At 72.0% G+C, this 18,050-nt stretch carries 13 protein-coding genes; 3 read left to right on the forward strand and 10 right to left on the reverse strand.

The window, feature by feature from the left end:
* Positions 1-23 precede the first annotated feature (23 nt).
* The 6 genes from AB0D85_RS05420 to AB0D85_RS05445 all read right to left on the reverse strand — a co-directional run bounded on the left by AB0D85_RS05420 (position 24) and on the right by AB0D85_RS05445 (position 10,221).
* Complete coding sequence (locus AB0D85_RS05420; protein WP_362313938.1) at positions 24-1,013, reverse strand: WYL domain-containing protein; 990 nt, start codon at positions 1,011-1,013, stop codon at positions 24-26.
* 204 nt (positions 1,014-1,217) lie between these two features.
* Positions 1,218-3,920, reverse strand: coding sequence for a pyruvate dehydrogenase (acetyl-transferring), homodimeric type (aceE, locus tag AB0D85_RS05425; protein WP_362313941.1), 2,703 nt, complete (start codon positions 3,918-3,920; stop codon positions 1,218-1,220).
* A gap of 366 nt (positions 3,921-4,286) precedes the next feature.
* The gene (locus AB0D85_RS05430; RefSeq protein ID WP_362313944.1) at positions 4,287-4,910 is read right to left on the reverse strand and encodes a GntR family transcriptional regulator; all 624 of its coding nucleotides are present in this window, start codon (positions 4,908-4,910) and stop codon (positions 4,287-4,289) included.
* Between the two features lie 171 nt (positions 4,911-5,081).
* Positions 5,082-6,893: a 2-oxoglutarate dehydrogenase, E2 component, dihydrolipoamide succinyltransferase gene (sucB, locus tag AB0D85_RS05435; RefSeq protein ID WP_362313948.1), complete on the reverse strand. Its 1,812-nt coding sequence runs from the start codon at positions 6,891-6,893 to the stop codon at positions 5,082-5,084.
* Between the two features lie 68 nt (positions 6,894-6,961).
* Positions 6,962-8,350 (reverse strand): dihydrolipoyl dehydrogenase, encoded by a 1,389-nt coding sequence (gene lpdA, locus AB0D85_RS05440; RefSeq protein WP_362313951.1) that lies wholly within the window; start codon positions 8,348-8,350, stop codon positions 6,962-6,964.
* Between the two features lie 335 nt (positions 8,351-8,685).
* Entirely contained in the window at positions 8,686-10,221 is a 1,536-nt protein-coding gene (locus tag AB0D85_RS05445) for a leucyl aminopeptidase (protein ID WP_362313953.1), read from the reverse strand.
* Positions 10,222-10,460: 239 nt separating this feature from the next.
* On the opposite strand from AB0D85_RS05445, the gene AB0D85_RS05450 reads away from it, so the two are divergent.
* On the forward strand, positions 10,461-11,270 hold the full coding sequence (locus AB0D85_RS05450) for an endo alpha-1,4 polygalactosaminidase (RefSeq protein WP_362313956.1): 810 nt from the start codon (positions 10,461-10,463) through the stop codon (positions 11,268-11,270).
* A gap of 6 nt (positions 11,271-11,276) precedes the next feature.
* Here the strand turns inward: AB0D85_RS05450 and AB0D85_RS05455 are convergent, their stop codons facing one another.
* Entirely contained in the window at positions 11,277-12,068 is a 792-nt protein-coding gene (locus AB0D85_RS05455; RefSeq protein WP_362313958.1) for an adenosylcobinamide-GDP ribazoletransferase, read from the reverse strand.
* A gap of 72 nt (positions 12,069-12,140) precedes the next feature.
* Here AB0D85_RS05455 and AB0D85_RS05460 point away from each other — a divergent pair, with 72 nt between their 5' ends.
* Positions 12,141-12,908: a hypothetical protein gene (locus AB0D85_RS05460; protein WP_362313962.1), complete on the forward strand. Its 768-nt coding sequence runs from the start codon at positions 12,141-12,143 to the stop codon at positions 12,906-12,908.
* On the opposite strand, the gene AB0D85_RS05465 is transcribed toward AB0D85_RS05460, so the two are convergent.
* The 3 genes from AB0D85_RS05465 to cobT form a co-directional block, all read right to left on the reverse strand.
* Positions 12,845-13,570 (reverse strand): hypothetical protein, encoded by a 726-nt coding sequence (locus AB0D85_RS05465; protein WP_362313964.1) that lies wholly within the window; start codon positions 13,568-13,570, stop codon positions 12,845-12,847. The genes AB0D85_RS05460 and AB0D85_RS05465 overlap by 64 nt on opposite strands.
* Before the next feature lie 10 nt (positions 13,571-13,580).
* Positions 13,581-15,386 (reverse strand): phosphatidylglycerol lysyltransferase domain-containing protein, encoded by a 1,806-nt coding sequence (locus AB0D85_RS05470; RefSeq protein ID WP_362313967.1) that lies wholly within the window; start codon positions 15,384-15,386, stop codon positions 13,581-13,583.
* Positions 15,387-15,849: 463 nt separating this feature from the next.
* Entirely contained in the window at positions 15,850-16,920 is a 1,071-nt protein-coding gene (cobT, locus tag AB0D85_RS05475) for a nicotinate-nucleotide--dimethylbenzimidazole phosphoribosyltransferase (protein WP_362313969.1), read from the reverse strand.
* Positions 16,921-17,073: 153 nt separating this feature from the next.
* Between cobT and AB0D85_RS05480 the strand changes: the two genes are divergently transcribed.
* Positions 17,074-18,048, forward strand: coding sequence for a class I SAM-dependent methyltransferase (locus AB0D85_RS05480; RefSeq protein WP_362313971.1), 975 nt, complete (start codon positions 17,074-17,076; stop codon positions 18,046-18,048).
* The last annotated feature ends 2 nt before the right edge of the window (positions 18,049-18,050 follow it).

Consider the following 18,050-nt stretch of genomic DNA (forward strand, 5'->3'; position numbering starts at 1 on the left):
CGCACGCGGAGTGGTGCGGATTGTTATCCGCCGTCACCCGGCCGCGCGTAGAGCGCCGCCAGCCGTGCCGCGTCGACCGCGAAGCGGGCCCTCAGCTCCGGTGGCGCCAGCACCTCGGCCTCCGGCCCCAGCGCGGTCAGCTGGCCGTGCGCGACCTCCGCGTTCTCCACCGGCAGGGTCACCGTCACCCACCCCCGCTCGTCCGGGGTCCCGGCGCCCGCGAGCGCCTGCCGCGCGGCGACCGGATCGACGGCGTACGACAGCCTGCGCACGCCGATCGCGGACAGCCGTACCACCACCTCGGCGTGCAGCAGCGACCGCGCGAACTGCTCCGCGCGCTGGTCCCAGAACCCGGGCAGGTCGAACTCCTCGTCCCGCCCGAACCGTTCCTCACGGGCCTCCACGGAGCTGAACCGGTCGATGCGGTACACCCGGTAGGAGTCGCTGTCCGCGACCCGTGCGCACAGGTACCAGACCCCGGCCTTCAGGACGAGCCCGTACGGCTCCAGTTCCCGCCGTACCTCCGACTCCCCGCGCCGGTAGCGCGCGACGACCCGCCGGTCGTCCCACACCGCGTCGGCGACCGCGGGCAGCAGCGCGGGGGTCTCCGGCTCGGTGAACCAGTTGGGCGCGTCGAGGTGGAACCGCTGCGCGGCCGTACGGGACGCGTCGCGCAGGGACGGCAGCAGCGCGGCGGACACCTTCAGCCGGGCCGCACTGGCGGCGTCCTCCAGCCCCATCTCCCGCAACGCGCCGGGCACGCCGCTCAGGAACAGCGCCTCGGCCTCGCTGCGCCCCAGCCCCGTCAGCCGCGTCCGGTACCCCCCGACCAGCCGGTACCCGCCCCCGCGCCCCCGGTCCGCGTACACCGGCACCCCCGCCTCCGACAGCGCCTGCGCGTCCCGTATGACGGTCCGCTCGGACACCTCCAGCTCGGCGGCGAGTTCGCCGGCGGTCATGGCGGACCGGGTCTGGAGGAGGAGCACCATTTTGATGAGACGGGCGGCGCGCATGCGTCTCATGATGCCGGGGCGCACCGGCGGCGTGGGCCGGACGCAGACCGGCACCGCCGGAAACCGCCGTCGCGGCAGAGCGCCGCCGCGGTGGGGGACGGACGCCGGGGTCGAAACCCGGTCGTCCTTCCCCGCCGCGACGGCGCCCAGCCACAACGCTGCGGTCCGGCGGTGCCGAACTGGGCGAAGCGACAGCCGATCCGCCTACAGCCCGTACTTCTCCCGCGCTTCCTTCACCGCGGTCGCCTTGACCTCGCCGCGCCTGGCCAGCTGGGCCAGCGCCGCCACGACGATCGACTCGGCGTCGACGCCGAAGTGCCGGCGGGCCGCGTCACGGGTGTCGGAGAGACCGAAGCCGTCCGCGCCCAGCGAGGACCAGTCCTGCTCCACCCACTGCGCGATCTGGTCCGGGACCTGGCGCATGTAGTCGGACACGGCCAGCACCGGGCCCTCGGCACCCTGCAGCGCCTGGCGGACGTACGGGACGCGCTCCTCGCCGCGCAGCAGGGCCGCGTCGGCCTCCAGCGCGTCCCGGCGCAGCTCCGTCCAGGAGGTCGCCGACCAGACGTCGGCCGCCACGCCCCACTCCTCGGCGAGCAGCCGCTGCGCCTTCAGCGTCCAGTGGATCGCCGTACCGGAACCGAGGAGCTGGATGCGCGGGGCGTTGGCCGGGACGGTCACGCCCGCGGACTCCGCCGTGTTGAAGCGGTACAGGCCCTTGACGATGCCCTCGTCGATACCGAGCCCGGCCGGCTTCGCGGGCTGCGGGAGCGGCTCGTTGTAGACGGTCAGGTAGTAGAAGACGTTCGGGTCCTCGCCGGGGGCCGGCTCGCCGTACATCCGGCGCAGACCGTCCTTGACGATAGTCGCGATCTCGTAGGCGAACGCCGGGTCGTACGACAGCGCGGCCGGGTTGGTCGCGGCGATGACGGGGGAGTGGCCGTCCGCGTGCTGGAGCCCCTCGCCGGTCAGCGTCGTACGACCGGCCGTCGCACCCACCAGGAACCCGCGGCCGAGCTGGTCGCCGAGCTGCCACATCTGGTCGGCGGTCCGCTGCCAGCCGAACATCGAGTAGAAGATGTAGAACGGGATCATCGCCTCGCCGTGCGTCGCGTACGCGGTGGACGCGGCGATGAAGTCGGCCATCGAACCGGCCTCGGTGATCCCCTCGTTGAGGATCTGGCCGTTCTTGGCCTCCTTGTAGTACATCAGCTGGTCGCGGTCGACCGGCTCGTACGTCTGGCCCTTGGGCGAGTAGATGCCCAGCGACGGGAACAGGCTCTCCATGCCGAAGGTGCGCGCCTCGTCCGGGACGATCGGCACCCAGCGCTTCCCGGTCTCCTTGTCCCGGACCAGGTCCTTGACGAGCCGGACGAAGGCCATGGTCGTCGCCACGTTCTGCGAGCCGGAGCCCTTGTCGAAGGAGGCGAAGGCCTTGTCGGCGGGGGCGGGCAGCGGGGCCAGGGCGTGCGTACGGCGGGCCGGGGCGGGACCGCCGAGGGCGGCGCGGCGCTCCTGGAGGTAGCGGACCTCGGGGGAGTCGGCGCCGGGGTGGCCGTAGGGCACCACACCGTCGACGAAGGCGCTGTCCGGGATCGGCAGCTCCAGCAGCTCCCGCATCGTCTTGAACTCGTCCACCGTCAGCTTCTTCATCTGGTGGTTGGCGTTCTTCGACGCGAAGCCCTCGCCCAGGGTGTGGCCCTTGACGGTCTGGGCCAGGATCACGGTCGGCGCGCCCTTGAACTCGACGGCGGCCTTGTAAGCGGCGTAGACCTTGCGCGCCTCGTGACCACCGCGCGAGAGGTGGAAGCACTCCAGGATCTTGTCGTCGCTCAGCAGCTTCGCCATCTCGGCGAGCGCCGGGTCCTTGCCGAAGAAGTCGGCGCGGATGTAGGCGGCGTCGCGGGTCTGGTACGTCTGCACCTGGGCGTCCGGTACCTCGCGGAGGCGGCGGACGAGGGCCCCGGTGGTGTCGAGCTGGAACAGCTCGTCCCAGGCCGTGCCCCAGAGGCTCTTGACGACATTCCACCCCGCGCCGCGGAACTGGGCCTCCAGCTCCTGCACGATCTTGAAGTTGGCGCGGACCGGGCCGTCGAGACGCTGCAGGTTGCAGTTGATGACGAAGGTGAGGTTGTCCAGGCCCTCGCGGGACGCGAGTGCGAGCGCCGCCGTCGACTCGGGCTCGTCCATCTCGCCGTCGCCGAGGAACGCCCAGACGTGCGAGGAGGTGAGGTCCTTGATGCCGCGGGCCGTCAGGTACCGGTTGAAGCGGGCCTGGTAGATGGCCGAGAGCGGGCCGAGGCCCATGCTCACCGTCGGGAACTCCCACAGCCAGGGCAGGCGGCGGGGGTGCGGGTACGACGGGAGGCCGTTGCCGCCGGCCTCCTGGCGGAAGTTGTCGAGGTGCGCCTCGGTCAGCCGGCCGTCGAGGAACGCGCGGGCGTAGATGCCGGGGGAGGCGTGGCCCTGGATGTAGAGCTGGTCACCGGAGCCGTCCCCCTCCTTGCCCTTGAAGAAGTGGTTGAAGCCGGTCTCGTACAGCCAGGCCGCGGAGGCGAAGGTGGCGATGTGGCCGCCGACGCCGTGTTTGCTGCCCCGGGTGACCATCGCGGCCGCGTTCCAGCGGTTCCACGCGGTGATCTTCCGCTCCATCTCCTCGTCGCCGGGCACGGCGGCCTCGGCGGCGGTGGGGATGGTGTTGACGTAGTCGGTCTCCAGCAGCTTCGGCAGCGCGATGCCGTCCGCTTCGGCGCGCTCCAGCGTGCGGCGCATCAGGTACGCGGCGCGGTGCGGCCCGGCCTCCCTGGCCACGGCGTCGAGTGAGGCCTGCCATTCGGCGGTCTCCTCCGGGTCCCGGTCGGGGAGCTGGTCGAGCGCGCTCGGCTGGATGGCCTGGGGGTCGGTCATGTCGCCGCCTTCCTCAGTCGAAGGGGGTTCCCTCATCGGTAAGGGGTTCTTCGGGGTGCCCTTGGTCTTTGGCAGGACAGGGCTGAGGGCCCGGGTGCGAGCCCGTCGGCGACTCTAACTCCCTGATCGATGATCGATCAAAGGGTTGAGGGGCAAAACCTCTCGATTCCGAGAAAGTCGGCACGGCGTGCCTCCGGCGGTGGCACCGGGTGACGTGATCAAGGCGACGTTTATGCAGGTGAGACGGTGTTTGAGCGGGGGAGCGCTCTTGTGTGGGGAGGTGCGGGTGGCTGGGCGGGTGCCGCGCCGTCGTGGCTGGTCGCGCAGTTCCCCGCGTCCCTGAAGGGGCGTTTGCGCCCCGGTAGTTCACGGTCTCGGGGCGCAGCCCAGGACGTGGGCCTTCACGATCTCGGCGATCCGCGGGTCGCGGCGCTGGAACGCGGCGACCAACTCCTCGTGCTCCTCGGCGTACGACTGCTGCACCGTCCCCAGCCAGCGGATCGACAGCGCCGTGAAGACCTCGATGCCCAGGCCCTCCCACGTGTGCAGCAGGACCGAGTTGCCGGCCGCCCGGACCAGCTCACGGTGGAAACCGACCGTGTGGCGGACCTGGGCCGTGCCGTCGGCGTTCCGGTCGGCCTCGTAGAGCGCCGCCACATGCGGTTCGAGCGCCGAGCAGTCCTCCGCCAGCCGCTCCGCCGCCAGCTCCGCCGCGATCGCCTCCAGCCCGGCCCGCACCGGGTAGCTCTCCTCCAGGTCCGCCGCCGTCAGGTTCCGCACCCGCACGCCCTTGTTCGGCGCCGACTCGATGAGCCGGAGGGACTCCAGCTCGCGCAGCGCCTCCCTGACCGGTGTCTGGCTGACCTCCAGCTCCGTGGCGATCCGCCGCTCCACGATCCGCTCGCCCGGCTTCCAGCGCCCGCTGACGATTCCCTCCACGATGTGCTCGCGGATCTGTTCGCGCAGCGAGTGGACGACGGGCGCGGTCATGGGAGCTCCTTAAGGGCGTTTGACGTTTAGACAATAAGGCCGGACCGCCTTTCGGGAGAGGCGCGCGGGGGCGCTTTCGCGCAGGTGAGACGAGACTTACACGAACACCGAGACGACGGTGCCCCGCCCGGAAGAACTCCGGGCGGGGCACCGTGCAGGACCTTCGAAGGCTTACAGACCGAGCTCGACCTCGAACTCGCCCGCCTCCAGGATCGCCTTGACGGCCGTCAGGTAACGGGCCGCGTCGGCGCCGTCCACCAGGCGGTGGTCGTAGGACAGCGTCAGGTACGTCATGTCGCGGACGCCGATGACCGTGCCCTCCTCCGTCTCGATGACGGCCGGACGCTTGACCGTGGCACCGATGCCGAGGATCGCGACCTGGTTCGGCGGCACGATGATCGTGTCGAACAGCGCGCCGCGCGAGCCGGTGTTGGAGATGGTGAAGGTCGCACCGGACAGCTCGTCCGGGGTGATCTTGTTGCCGCGGACCTTGCCGGCCAGGTCGGCCGTGGCCTTGGCGATACCGGCGATGTTGAGGTCGCCGGCGCCCTTGATGACCGGGGTCATCAGGCCCTTCTCGGAGTCCACCGCGATACCGATGTTCTCGGTGTCGAAGTAGGTGATCGTGCCGTCGGCCTCGTTGATCCGGGAGTTGATGACCGGGTGGGCCTTCAGCGCCTGGGCGGCGGCCTTGACGTAGAACGGCATCGGGGAGAGCTTGACGCCCTCACGGGCCGCGAACGAGTCCTTGGCCTGGGTGCGCAGGCGCATCAGACGGGTCACGTCCACCTCGACGACCGAGGAGAGCTGCGCCTGCTCGTGCAGCGCCTTGACCATGTTGTCGCCGATGACCTTGCGGATGCGGGTCATCTTGACGGTCTGGCCGCGGAGGGGGGAGACCTCCAGCGCCGGAGCCTTCTTGGCGGCGGCGGCGGCCGGAGCGGCAGCGGCCACGGGGGCCGGAGCGGCGGCGGCGGCCTTCGCGGCCTCGGCGGCGGCGAGCACGTCCTGCTTGCGGACGCGGCCGCCGACGCCGGTGCCCTTGACGGTGGCCAGGTCGACACCGTTCTCGGCGGCGAGCTTGCGCACCAGCGGGGTGACGTAGGCACCCTCGTCGACCGGGGCGGCCGGGGCCGGCGCCGGGGTGACGGGGGCGGCGGCCACCGGCGCGGGGGCCGGAGCGGCCGGAGCCGGAGCGGCGGCGACCGGGGCGGGCGCCGGAGCGACCGGGGCCGGGGCGGGCGCGGGAGCCGGGGCCGGGGGAGCCACCGGGGCGGCCGGAGCCGGAGCCGGAGCGGGGGCAGCGACAGGCGCCGGGGCCGCAGCGGCCGGGGCGGCCGCCGGAGCGGCACCCGGGGCGCCGATGACGGCGAGCTTGGCGCCGACCTCGGCGGTCTCGTCCTCGGCGACCACGATCTCCAGCAGGACACCGGCGACCGGCGCCGGGATCTCGGTGTCGACCTTGTCGGTGGAGACCTCGAGCAGGGGCTCGTCCTCCGCGACCTCCTCGCCGACCGACTTCAGCCAGCGGGTGACGGTGCCCTCGGTGACGGACTCACCGAGCGCGGGCAGGACCACGTCCGTGCCGGACGCGCCACCGGCGGCCGGAGCGGCGGGGGCAGCGGCGGCGGGGGCCGGGGCGGGGGCAGCGGGGGCCTCGGCGACCGGCGCGGGGGCCGGGGCGGCCGGAGCCGGCGCGGCGACGGGCTCGGCGGCCGGGGCCGGAGCGGCAGCGGGGGCGCCGGTGCCGTCGTCGATGATGGCCAGCTCGGCGCCGACCTCGACCGTCTCGTCCTCGGCGACCTTGATCGAGGCCAGGATGCCCGAGGCGGGGGCCGGGATCTCGGTGTCGACCTTGTCGGTCGACACCTCGAGCAGCGGCTCGTCGGCCTCGACGCGCTCGCCCTCGGCCTTCAGCCAGCGGGTGACAGTGCCCTCGGTGACGCTCTCGCCGAGCGCCGGAAGGGTTACGGAAACCGCCATGGTTTCGGTTGCTCCTTACGAATTGCGGAAGTCTGTGTTCAAGCGGAGTCGCTTGTGTCGACCGAGGGTCAGTCGTGCGAGTGCAGGGGCTTGCCGGCCAGGGCCAGGTGGGCCTCGCCCATCGCCTCGTTCTGCGTCGGGTGGGCGTGGATGAGCTGGGCGACCTCGGCGGGCAGCGCTTCCCAGTTGTAGATCAGCTGGGCCTCGCCGACCTGCTCGCCCATGCGGTCGCCGACCATGTGGACGCCGACCACGGCACCGTCCTTCACCTGGACGAGCTTGATCTCGCCCGAGGTGTTGAGGATCTTGCTCTTGCCGTTGCCCGCCAGGTTGTACTTCAGGGCGACGACCTTGTCCGCGCCGTAGATCTCCTTGGCCTTGGCCTCGGTGATGCCGACGGAGGCGACCTCGGGGTGGCAGTACGTCACCCGCGGCACGCCGTCGTAGTCGATCGGGACGGCCTTCAGACCGGCCAGCCGCTCCGCCACCAGGATGCCCTCGGCGAAGCCGACGTGCGCGAGCTGGAGCGTCGGGACGAGGTCGCCGACGGCGGAGACGGTCGGGACGTTGGTCCGCATGTACTCGTCGACGAGGACGTAGCCGCGGTCCATGGCGACACCCTGCTCCTCGTAGCCGAGACCGGCGGAGACGGGGCCGCGGCCGACGGCGACGAGCAGCACCTCGGCCTCGAACTCCTTGCCGTCGGCGAGGGTGACCTTGACGCCGTCGGCGGTGTACTCGGCCTTCGAGAAGAAGGTGCCCAGGTTGAACTTGATGCCGCGCTTGCGGAAGGCGCGCTCAAGAAGCTTGGAGGAGTTCTCGTCCTCGACCGGGACGAGGTGCTTGAGGCCCTCGATGACGGTGACGTCCGCACCGAAGGACTTCCAGGCGGAGGCGAACTCGACGCCGATGACACCGCCGCCCAGGATGATCGCGGACTTGGGCACGCGGTCCAGGACGAGGGCGTGGTCGGAGGAGATGATCCGGTTGCCGTCGATCTCCAGGCCCGGCAGGGACTTCGGCACGGAACCGGTCGCGAGGAGCACGTGGCGCCCCTGGATCCGCTGGCCGTTGACGTCCACGGAGGTGGGGGAGGACAGCCGCCCCGTCCCCTCGATGTACGTCACCTTGCGGGAGGCGATGAGACCCTGCAGGCCCTTGTACAGACCGGCGATGACGCCGTCCTTGTACTTGTGGACGGCCGGCACGTCGATGCCCTCGAAGGTGGCCTTGACACCGAACTGCTCGCTCTCGCGGGCCTGGTCGGCGATCTCGCCCGCGTGCAGCAGGGCCTTGGTGGGGATGCAACCCCGGTGCAGGCAGGTACCGCCGACCTTGTCCTTCTCGATCAGGGCGACGTCCAGGCCCAGCTGCGCCCCGCGCAGGGCCGCGGCGTAACCACCGCTACCACCGCCGAGGATCACTAGGTCGAAAACGGTGCTGGCGTCGTTCGCCACGTCACGTCCTCCATGCATGTGCGCCGTACGCCGGTCAACGGTGACCGGTCGGCGGCTGGTGTCCGGCCGCTCTTCTTCGGCCCTGTGGGTGGGGCCCTGTCCTGCCGAGCCCCATCTTCGCACTTGTCGGAGGTGAACGAGACGCGGGGCCGGGGTGTGAGACACCACACGCTCACTTGATAACGCAGGGGAGGACAGCGCCCCGACAGGGGCGCGGGGAACTGCGCGACCAGCCCCCACCGGCCCGCAGTCGCCGTACGACGTCACGGACCGAGTCAATGGGCGACGGGGCCTCGCCCTACCCGCGCGCGAGGCCCCGCCCACAAAACCCGACGTCAGCCCAGGTCGCCGGCCGCGGTCAGCTCCGCCAGCCGCACCAGCGTCCGCACCGCCGACCCCGTGCCACCCTTCGGCGTGTACCCGAACGCCCCGCCCTCGTTGAACGCGGGCCCGGCGATGTCGAGGTGCGCCCAGGTGATCCCCTCACCCACGAACTCCCGCAGGAAGAGCCCGGCGACCAGCCCGCCGCCCATCCGCTCCCCCATATTCGCGATGTCCGCCGTCGGCGAGTCCATCCCCTTGCGCAGGTGCTCCGGCAGCGGCATCGGCCACGCCGGCTCGCCGACCTCCTCCGCCGCCTCGTACACCGCGGAGCGGAACGCGTCGTCGTTGGCCATGACACCGAACGTCCGGCTGCCCAGCGCCAGCATCATCGCCCCGGTCAGAGTCGCCACGTCCACGATCGCGTCCGGCTTCTCCGCCGACGCCGCCCACAGCGCGTCGGCGAGCACCAGCCGCCCCTCCGCGTCCGTGTTGAGCACCTCGACCGTCTTGCCGCTGTACATGCGCAGCACGTCACCGGGCCGCACCGCGGACCCGGACGGCATGTTCTCGGCCAGCGCCAGCCACCCGGTCACATTGACCTCGAGACCGAGCCGCGCCGCCGCGACGACGGCCGCGAAGACCGCCGCCGCCCCGCTCATGTCGCACTTCATCGTCTCGTTGTGGCCGGCCGGCTTGAGGGAGATGCCGCCGGAGTCGTAGGTGATGCCCTTGCCGACGAGGGCGAGGTGCTTGTCCGCCTTGGCGTGCGTGTACGACAGCTTCACCAGCCGCGGGGTCGCGGCCGAGCCGCCGCCGACGCCGAGGATGCCGCCGTAGCCGCCCTTGACGAGCGCCTTGTCGTCGAGCACCTGGATCTTGAGCCCGTGCTCCTTGGCCGCGTCCTGCGCGATCCCGGCGAAGATGGCCGGCGTGAGGTCGTTCGGCGGGGTGTTGATCAGGTCACGGGCGCGGTTGAGCTCCTCGGAGACGGCGGTGGCGCGGGCCAGGGCCGCCTTGTGGGCCGCGTCCCGCGGCTTGCCGCCGAGCAGCGCGGCCTCGGCGAGCGGCGCCTTGCCGTTCTTCGCCTTCGCGGCGCCCGCCGCCTGACCGCCGTTCTCCTTGTACGTGTCGAAGGAGTACGCGCCGAGCAGCACGCCCTCCGCGATGGCGCCGACGGCGGCCGCGTCCTCGACGGGCAGCGCGAAGGCCGCCTTCTTCGCCCCGTTCAGCGCGCGGGCGGCGACACCGGCCGCCTTGCGCAGCGCCTCGGCCGGGTAGTCGTGGTCCTCGGACTCGGCGCCCAGGCCGACCGCGATGACGAGCGGGGCCTTGAAGCCTGCCGGTGCGGGCAGCTTCGTCAGTTCGCCCTCGGCACCCGAGGCACCGAGGGTCTCCAGGACGCCGGCGAGCTTGCCGTCGTAGGCCTTGTCCACGGCCTCTCCGCCCGGCGCTACGGCCGGGCCCTTGGCGCCCTTGGCGACACCGATCACGATCGCGTCGGCCCGGAGGCCGGGCGCCGCTGAGGTGCTGAGAGTGAGAGCAGTCACGGTGGTGGAATCTCGCTTCCGATGTTGAGTTGCTGTGGCCGAGTGGGTGGGTCGACCGGGCCCGGGAAGCGACCCTAGGCGTGTCCTCAGGGCGCGTTGCGACCGGGGCCTTCACCCTGTCGGCGAACACCCGGGACGAGCCTACGCGTGTGTGTGCGTTCGCTCATTCCTACGGGCGTTCACCTGAGGGTGGCGTCGTCGCCATGTGCGGCCCCTCTGCACGGGATGAGAGATCATCCATGAGGTACCGTGCCGCACACCCAGGAGCCCGACCGGTGAATCCCCGCGCCATACCCCTGCTCGCCCTCCCGGCCCTGCTCGCCGGCTGCACCCAGGCCTCCGACGACGCCGGGCGCTGGCAACCGAAGCCCGGGGTCAGCTGGCAGTGGCAACTGAGCGGCCGTGTCGACACCTCCGTCAAGGCGTCCGTCTACGACATCGACGGCTTCGACCAGTCGAAGGCGACGGTCGCCACGCTGCACCGCGCCGGCCGCAAGGTCATCTGCTACATCTCCACCGGCGCCTTCGAGGACTGGCGCCCGGACGCGAAGAAGTTCCCCAAGTCGGTGCTGGGGCGCGGCAACGGCTGGGAGGGCGAGCGCTGGTTCGACATCCGCCGTACGGACGTCCTGAAGCCGTTGATGGCGGCGCGCCTCGACATGTGCAAGGACAAGGGCTTCGACGCGGTGGAGCCCGACAACATGGACGGCTACAAGAACCGCACGGGCTTCCCCCTCAAGGCGGCCGACCAGCTCCGCTACAACCGGCTCATCGCCCGACTCGCCCACGACCGGGGCATGTCGGTGGGCCTGAAGAACGACCTGGACCAGATCCCGCAGCTGGTGGGGGACTTCGACTTCGCGGTGAACGAGCAGTGCGCCCAGTACGGCGAGTGCGACGACCTGAAGCCGTTCATCGAGGCGGACAAGGCGGTCTTCCATGTGGAGTACGAACTGCCGACGAGCAAGTTCTGCGCCCAGTCACGGAAGTTGGGGCTGAGCTCGCTGGAGAAGAAGTACGAACTCGGGGTGTGGCGCAAGGCCTGCTGACCTCGGTCAGCCGAGGCAGAGAACGACCAGCGCGGTCGTCGCGGCGGTCTCGGCGAGCGCCCCGAACACATCGCCGGTCACCCCGCCGAACCGCCGCCTGCAGTGCCGCAGCAGTACGTCGGTCGCCATCTCCGCGGCCACCACCGCGAGCAGCGCCCGCAGACTCTCGCCCGAGCCGATCGCCGCCCCCGCGCCCGCCGCCGCCACCATCACCGCGACCGTGACCACCGAGGCCCCGACCTTCGGCACCACCCCCGCGACCGCCGCCCCCAGCCCCTCCGGCCGGGCGGCGGGCACCCCGTCCACCGCGGCCAGCGTCAGCGCCAGCCGCGCCACCGTCGCCGAGACGACCGCGGCAAGTGCCCCCCGCTGCCACGAGTCCCCGTACGCCTGGGCCAGCGCGGCCACCTGCCCGAGCAGCACGAGGAGGAGCGTGATCACGCCGAACGGCCCGATGTCCGACTGCTTCATGATCCGCAGCGCGTCCTCCGCGGGCTTGCCGCTGCCCAGCCCGTCGGCCGTGTCGGCGAGGCCGTCCAGGTGCAGCCCCCGGGTGAGCACGGCCGGTACGGCCACGGCGGCGACCGCGGCCACCAGCGCACTCGCACCGGCCGCGAGCAGCAGCGCGCCGACCGCGCCCGCGCAGACGCCGACCGCGAGGCCGGCCAGGGGAGCGCACAGCATGCCGCCGCGGGCCGCCTCGCGGTCCCAGCGGGTGACCTTCACGGGGAACACGGTGAGGGTGCCGAAGGCGAAGCGGAGGCCGTCCGGCCAGGGAGTCGCAGAGGTCGCAGCCACCGGCGCAGGTTACCCGGTGGTCAGGAAGGCCCGTCTCCCGGCCGTACCCACGCCCGGGGATAAAGTGCGCACATGGGACATTGGCTTGAACGGAACATCATCGAGCCGGGCAAACTCCCGCTGCTGCTGGCCCTGACCGCCTTCGTCCTGACCTTCGTGATCACCCGGGTCATCACCCGGCTGATCCGGGCGGGAAAGGGCCCGTTCGGCAATGTGAGGGCGGGCGGGCTGCACATCCACCACGTGGTCCCCGGGGTCGTCCTCATCGTCGTCGGCGGTTTCGGCGCGGTCGCCAGCGCCCGCCAGGGCCTCGGTGCGGCCCTCGCCGCGATCGTCTTCGGCGTCGGCGCGGGGCTCGTCCTCGACGAGTTCGCGCTGATCCTGCATCTCGACGACGTCTACTGGACCGAGGAGGGCCGCAAGAGCGTCGAGGCCGTCGTCATCACCGCGGCCCTGGTCGGGCTGCTGCTCGCCGGGTTCTCGCCGTTCGGCGTCAACGACCTCTCGGCCGACGAACTCCAGAGCCGGGGGACCGTCATCGCGAACATCGTGGCGAACTTCGCCTTCTCGCTCGTCGCCCTGAGCAAGGGCAAGGCCCGCACCGCGATCTTCGGCGTGATCGTCCCGCTGGTCGCGATCGTCGGCGCGGTCCGGCTGGCCCGCCCCGGCTCGGCCTGGGCCCGCCGCTTCTACGGCAACCGCCCCCGCGCCCGGGCCAGGGCCGGACTGCGCTCCTACCACCACGACCGCCGCTGGGCCCGGCTCAGTCGGACGCTTCAGGACTGGATCGGCGGCAAGCCCGACCGCCCCGAGCCGGTACGGCTGCCCGGCCGCCGCTGACCGTACCGGTTCCACAGCCGCCGCCCCGCCACCACCGCCCCGCACAGCGCCGCCACGCCCGCCATGGCCGCCAGGTGTTCCTTGCCGGCGAGGTTCCCCTTCACCGCCACCTCGACCGTCATCGCCGCCGCCACCGCGCCCGCGGTGACGTACGCGCCGTACCGCCACCCGAGATAGACCGCGAGCCCGACGACGGCGGCCGACGGCCCGGTGTCCACGACCCGCGCGTCCGAGGCGGGCAGCCCCAGCAGGCCGTCCGGGCCGAGCGCGATGCCCAGGCGGGCGTACAGCGTCCCGGCGAGTGTCGCCACGTACGCGATGGTCAGGGTCCGCCACCAGCCCAGGCACACCTCGGCGATGCCGAGCACGACCAGGATCTGCACCAGCGCACCCCACACCGGCAGGTCCAGCGCCGGTACGAACAGCGACAGGGGAGTGCGCAGCAGGGCCAGCCGGAGCGGGTCCTCGGCGCGTACCGCCCCGATGTCCTGGACGAACCGGTAGCCCCACGGCTGGTTCTGCGTGAACTGCAGCACCGTCGTCAGGCACACCGCCGCGACCGTCATCGGCACCGCCCCCAGCCCCCGCTTCGCCAGCGGGCCGTGCACGGTGGCGTACAGCAGCTCCCACTCGACGCGGGCCCAGCGGGCGAGCGGCTTCATGCGGTGGTCCTCATCCGTGCGAATCCCTGTGCGTGTCCAGGTGCTTGCGGTGCACCCACTTCGGCAGGCCCGGTGACACCGGCCCCAGGAACCCCTCCGCGCGCGCCGACGCGAGGCCGATGCGGGGAAGGTCCGCGCTCTTCTCGAAGAGCAGGAACCGGGGCTCCCAGATGGGCCGGTACTTGGCGTTCGCCCGGTACAGGGACTCGATCTGCCACCACCGGGAGAAGAAGCTCAGCAAGGACCTCCACAGCCGCAGCACCGGCCCCGCGCCGAGACGCGCACCACGTTCGAAGACCGACCGGAACATCGCGAAGTTGAGCGAAACCTGCGTGATCCGGATCTCTCCGGCGCGCCGCAGCAGTTCGATGACCATGAACTCCATCAGCCCGTTGTCGGAGTCCCGGTCCCGGCGCATGAGGTCGAGGGAGAGCCCGCCGGGCCCCCACGGCACGAAGGACAGCAGGGCCCGCAACTCCCCCTCCCCGTCCGTGCACTCCAGCATCACGCACCGCCCGTCCCGGCCGTCCCCGAGCCGGCCGAGCGCCATGCTGAACCCGCGCTCGGTCGCCCCGTCCCGCCAGTCGTCGGCGCGCCGGATCAGATACGACATCTCGGCCGCCGGGATGTCCTCGTGCCGGCGGATCCGCACCGCGTACCCCGCCCGCTGCACCCGGTTGTAGGCCTGCCGGACGGTGCGCATGGCCCGCCCCTCCAGCGTGAACTCGGCGACCTCGACGATCGCCTCGTCACCGAGCTCCAGCGCGTCCAGCCCGTGCCGTGCGTAGACGGTCCCGGCTTCCTCGCTCGCCCCCATCACCGCCGGAATCCACCCGTGCGCCCGCGCCTCGCCCAGCCACGGCGCGATCGCCCCCGGCCAGGCCTCCGGGTCCCCGATCGGATCCCCGGAGGCGAGCGACACCCCGCCCACGACCCGGTACGCCACCGCCGCCTTGCCGGTGGGCGACCACACGACGCTCTTCTCTCTCCGCAGCGCGAAGTACCCGAGGGAGTCCCGCTCCCCGTGCCGCTCCAGCAGCACCCGCAGCCGCTTCTCGTCGTCCTCGGTGATCGGGTCGACGGCACGGCGGGAGCGGAAGGCGGCGTAGAGGACGGCGAGCACGAGAAGCGTGCTGAGCACGTTGATGGAGACGTTCACCCAGTTGGGCGGTGCGATGCCCGGGAACCGGGAGGGGTCGGCGGCGACCGACACCAGGCGCAGGGTGCCGTAGTGCCAGCGCTCCGCGAACGTCGAACGCCCGGCGTGCGGGGCCTCGTTGGTGACGGTCACGAGAAGGGCGGCGAGCAGCGAGGCGGCGATCCCACCGCCGACGGCGACCGTGGCGGCGAGCCGGGGATTCGACCGGTCGCCCTTCGCGTAGAACTCCCGCCGCCCGACGAGCAGCGCCCCCACGAACGCGGCGGTCAGCACGATCGAGATCCAGTTCTGCGCGTACCGCCGGATCTCCGGGAAGGCCATGGCGAACGCGAACAGTGCGAGGAACAGCCCGCTCAGCACGAGGTTGAGAATCCAGGCGGCCCGTTTCCGGCGCCGCATGGTGATGGCGAGGAACGCGGTGAACACGCCGGAGGCGAAGCCGGCGGTCAGCAGGTAGGGCGTGAAGAAGTTCTCCTGGTTGTGCCGCCGCACGTCCTGCCCCAACGACACCCACACCGCGCTGAGGAAGTTGACGAAGGCGACGCCCCGCAAATACCACACGGCAAACGCGGCACCCCGCTGGGAAACCCCGCCGCCCCACCGCCCCCGCTCTTCACGTCCATCACGCTGCTCAACGGCAATTCGGGCATCTCCCATGGAGAAGGATCATATGGGCGTCCCCATGACGAACCCGACCATCCAGCCCAACGCCACCACTTCTCGCGACCCCCTTTCACCCAACCCCCACCCCAGGCCTTTTCACCCCGCCGGTCTCTCCTGCCCGCCGCAACGGCGATCAGCCGGGACGGCGTTTGCCGGCGGTGCCGTCCCGGCCGTGACCACCGGCTCTCGACTTCCCCGCCGGTCCCTCTCCTGCGCCGGTTCCCCGCTCCGCAGGCCCCCTTCTCCACCGGTCTCTTCTGTCCACCGGCTCTTCTGTCCGCCGCAACGGCGATCAGTCGGGACGGCGCTCTTCGGCGGTGCCGTCCCGGCCGTGACCCACCGGTTCTCTGCTTCCCTGCCGGTCCCTCTCCTCCGCCGGTCTCTCATGTCCGCCGCAACGGCGATCGGCCGGGACGGCGCTCTTCGGCGGTGCCGTCCCGGGCGTGGCTCGGCGGGGCTACTCCTCCGGCTTCTGTTCCGGTTCCGGCTTTTCCGGGAGTTCCGCCGCCAGTGCCGCCGCCGCCTGGACCAGCGGCAGGGCGAGCAGCGCGCCCGCGCCCTCGCCCACCGTCACGCCCTGCTCCAGGAGCGGCTCAAGCGCCATCCGGTCCAGCGCCTTCGTCTGGCCCGGCTCCCCGCTGTCGTGCCCGGCCAGCCACCAGTCCGGCGCCCGGAACGCGACCCGCTGCGCGACCAGCGCACACGCGGCCACCACCACGCCGTCCAGCACCACCGGCAGCTTCCGCACCGCCGCCTGCAGCAGGAACCCGGTCATCGCCGTGAGGTCCGCCCCGCCGACCGTCGCCAGCAACTGCAACTGGTCCCCGAGCACCGGCCGCGCCCGCCGCAGCGCATCCCGGATCGCCGCACACTTCCGCATCCACGCGAGGTCGTCGATGGCGAGCCCGCCCCGCCCGGTCACCACCGACGCGTCGGTCCCGCACAACGCCGCGACCAGCACGGACGCCGCCGTGGTCCCGCCGACGCTGACGTCACCCAGCACCACCAGGTCCGTCCCCGAGTCGGCCTCCTCGTCGGCCAGCGCGACGCCCGCCCGGAAGGCCGCCTCCGCCTCCTCCGCGGTCAGCGCGTCCTCGATGTCGATACGGCCGCTGCCGCGCCGCACCCGGTGCCGTACGACCTCCTCGGGCAGCGAGTCCGGGTCGCAGTCCAGCGCCATGTCCACGATCCGCACCGGCACCCCGAGCCGCCGGGCGAGCACCGCCACCGGGCTGGCGCCCTCCAGGATCTCCCGCACCAGCAGCTCGGCACTGCCCGCGGGCCGCGCGGAGACGCCCAGTTCGGCGACGCCGTGGTCACCGGCGAAGAGCAGCACCCGCGGCCGTTCCACCGGCCGTACCGGTACGGAACCCTGCGCGGCGGCCAGCCACTCACCCAGGTCGTCGAGGCGGCCCAGCGACCCGGGCGGCACGATCAGCCGCTCCCGGCGCGCCTCGGCGTCACGGCGCACACCGCCGTCGGGGCGCTCGATCAGATCGGTGAAGTCGTCGAGATTAAGCGAGCTCATTCGCCGAACAGTACCGGCACGGAACGAACGGTTCGGCGTCAGATCGCCACCACACCCGCACGGCGTCTTGGCACACAAGATCGGTATCCCATACGTTCCGGTTTGAAGTGGATTGCGTACAGGGAGCAGTACAGGGAGCACAGGGAGCCGCCCATGCCGCCCACACCCGAACTCGCCCCGGGCACCGACCGGTTCCACGAGCCGTGCCGTGAGGACTGCCCCTGGTGCGGCTCCAGACGCCTGCGCAGCCGGCTGCGCGCGCCCGACCTGCTCCACCACAGACCCGGCAGCTTCGCCGTCGACGAGTGCCGCGACTGCGCCCACGCCTTCCAGAACCCCCGGCTGTCCCTGGAGGGCTTCACCCTCTACCACCGGGACTTCTACGAGGGCCGCCTGGAGGACTACGCCGAACGGTTCCGCGCCACCCGCACCGGCCGCCGCCGGCACCGCGCCGCGGCCCGCGCGCTGCTGGCGCTGCCGGAGCCGGAGAGCTGGCTGGACGTGGGGACGGGCCACGCCCACTTCCCGCGCACGGCGCGGGAAGTCTTCCCGTACACGTCCTTCGACGGCCTGGACGCGACCCTCCGCGTCACCCGGGCCCAGGCCGAGGGTCATATCGAGGAGGCCCACTGCGGCCAGCTGACCGCCCCCGAGGTCCTGGCCCGCCTCCGCGCCCGCTACGACGTCGTCACCATGTTCCACCACCTGGAACACGCCCCCGACCCGCGCGCCGAACTCCGCGCCGCGCTCGCCGCGCTGCGCCCCGGCGGCCACGTCCTCATCGAAGTCCCGGACCCCGGCAGCGTGTTCGCCCGGCTGCTGGGCAAGTGGTGGCTCCCGCACGGCCAGCCCCGCCATCTGCATCTGATGCCACTGGACAACCTGCGGGCGGAACTGGAGTCCCAGGGCTGCCGGATCCTGAAAACCGACCGGAAGACCCCCCACCTGCCGTACGACATCTCGGCGGCGCTCTTCCTCGCCCTGGGCCGGCTCCTGCCGAAGCCGTGGCTACGGGCGACGGTCCCGTTCGTGTCCCTGGCGGCGGCCGTCGACCACGCCCTGGCCCCGCTGCTGCGCCGGACGCGCTTCTCGAACGCGTACCGGATCATCGCGAGAAAGGAGGAATGACG

It is taken from the genome of Streptomyces sp. NPDC048277 (genome assembly GCF_040652235.1).
Lineage (GTDB): Bacteria > Actinomycetota > Actinomycetes > Streptomycetales > Streptomycetaceae > Streptomyces.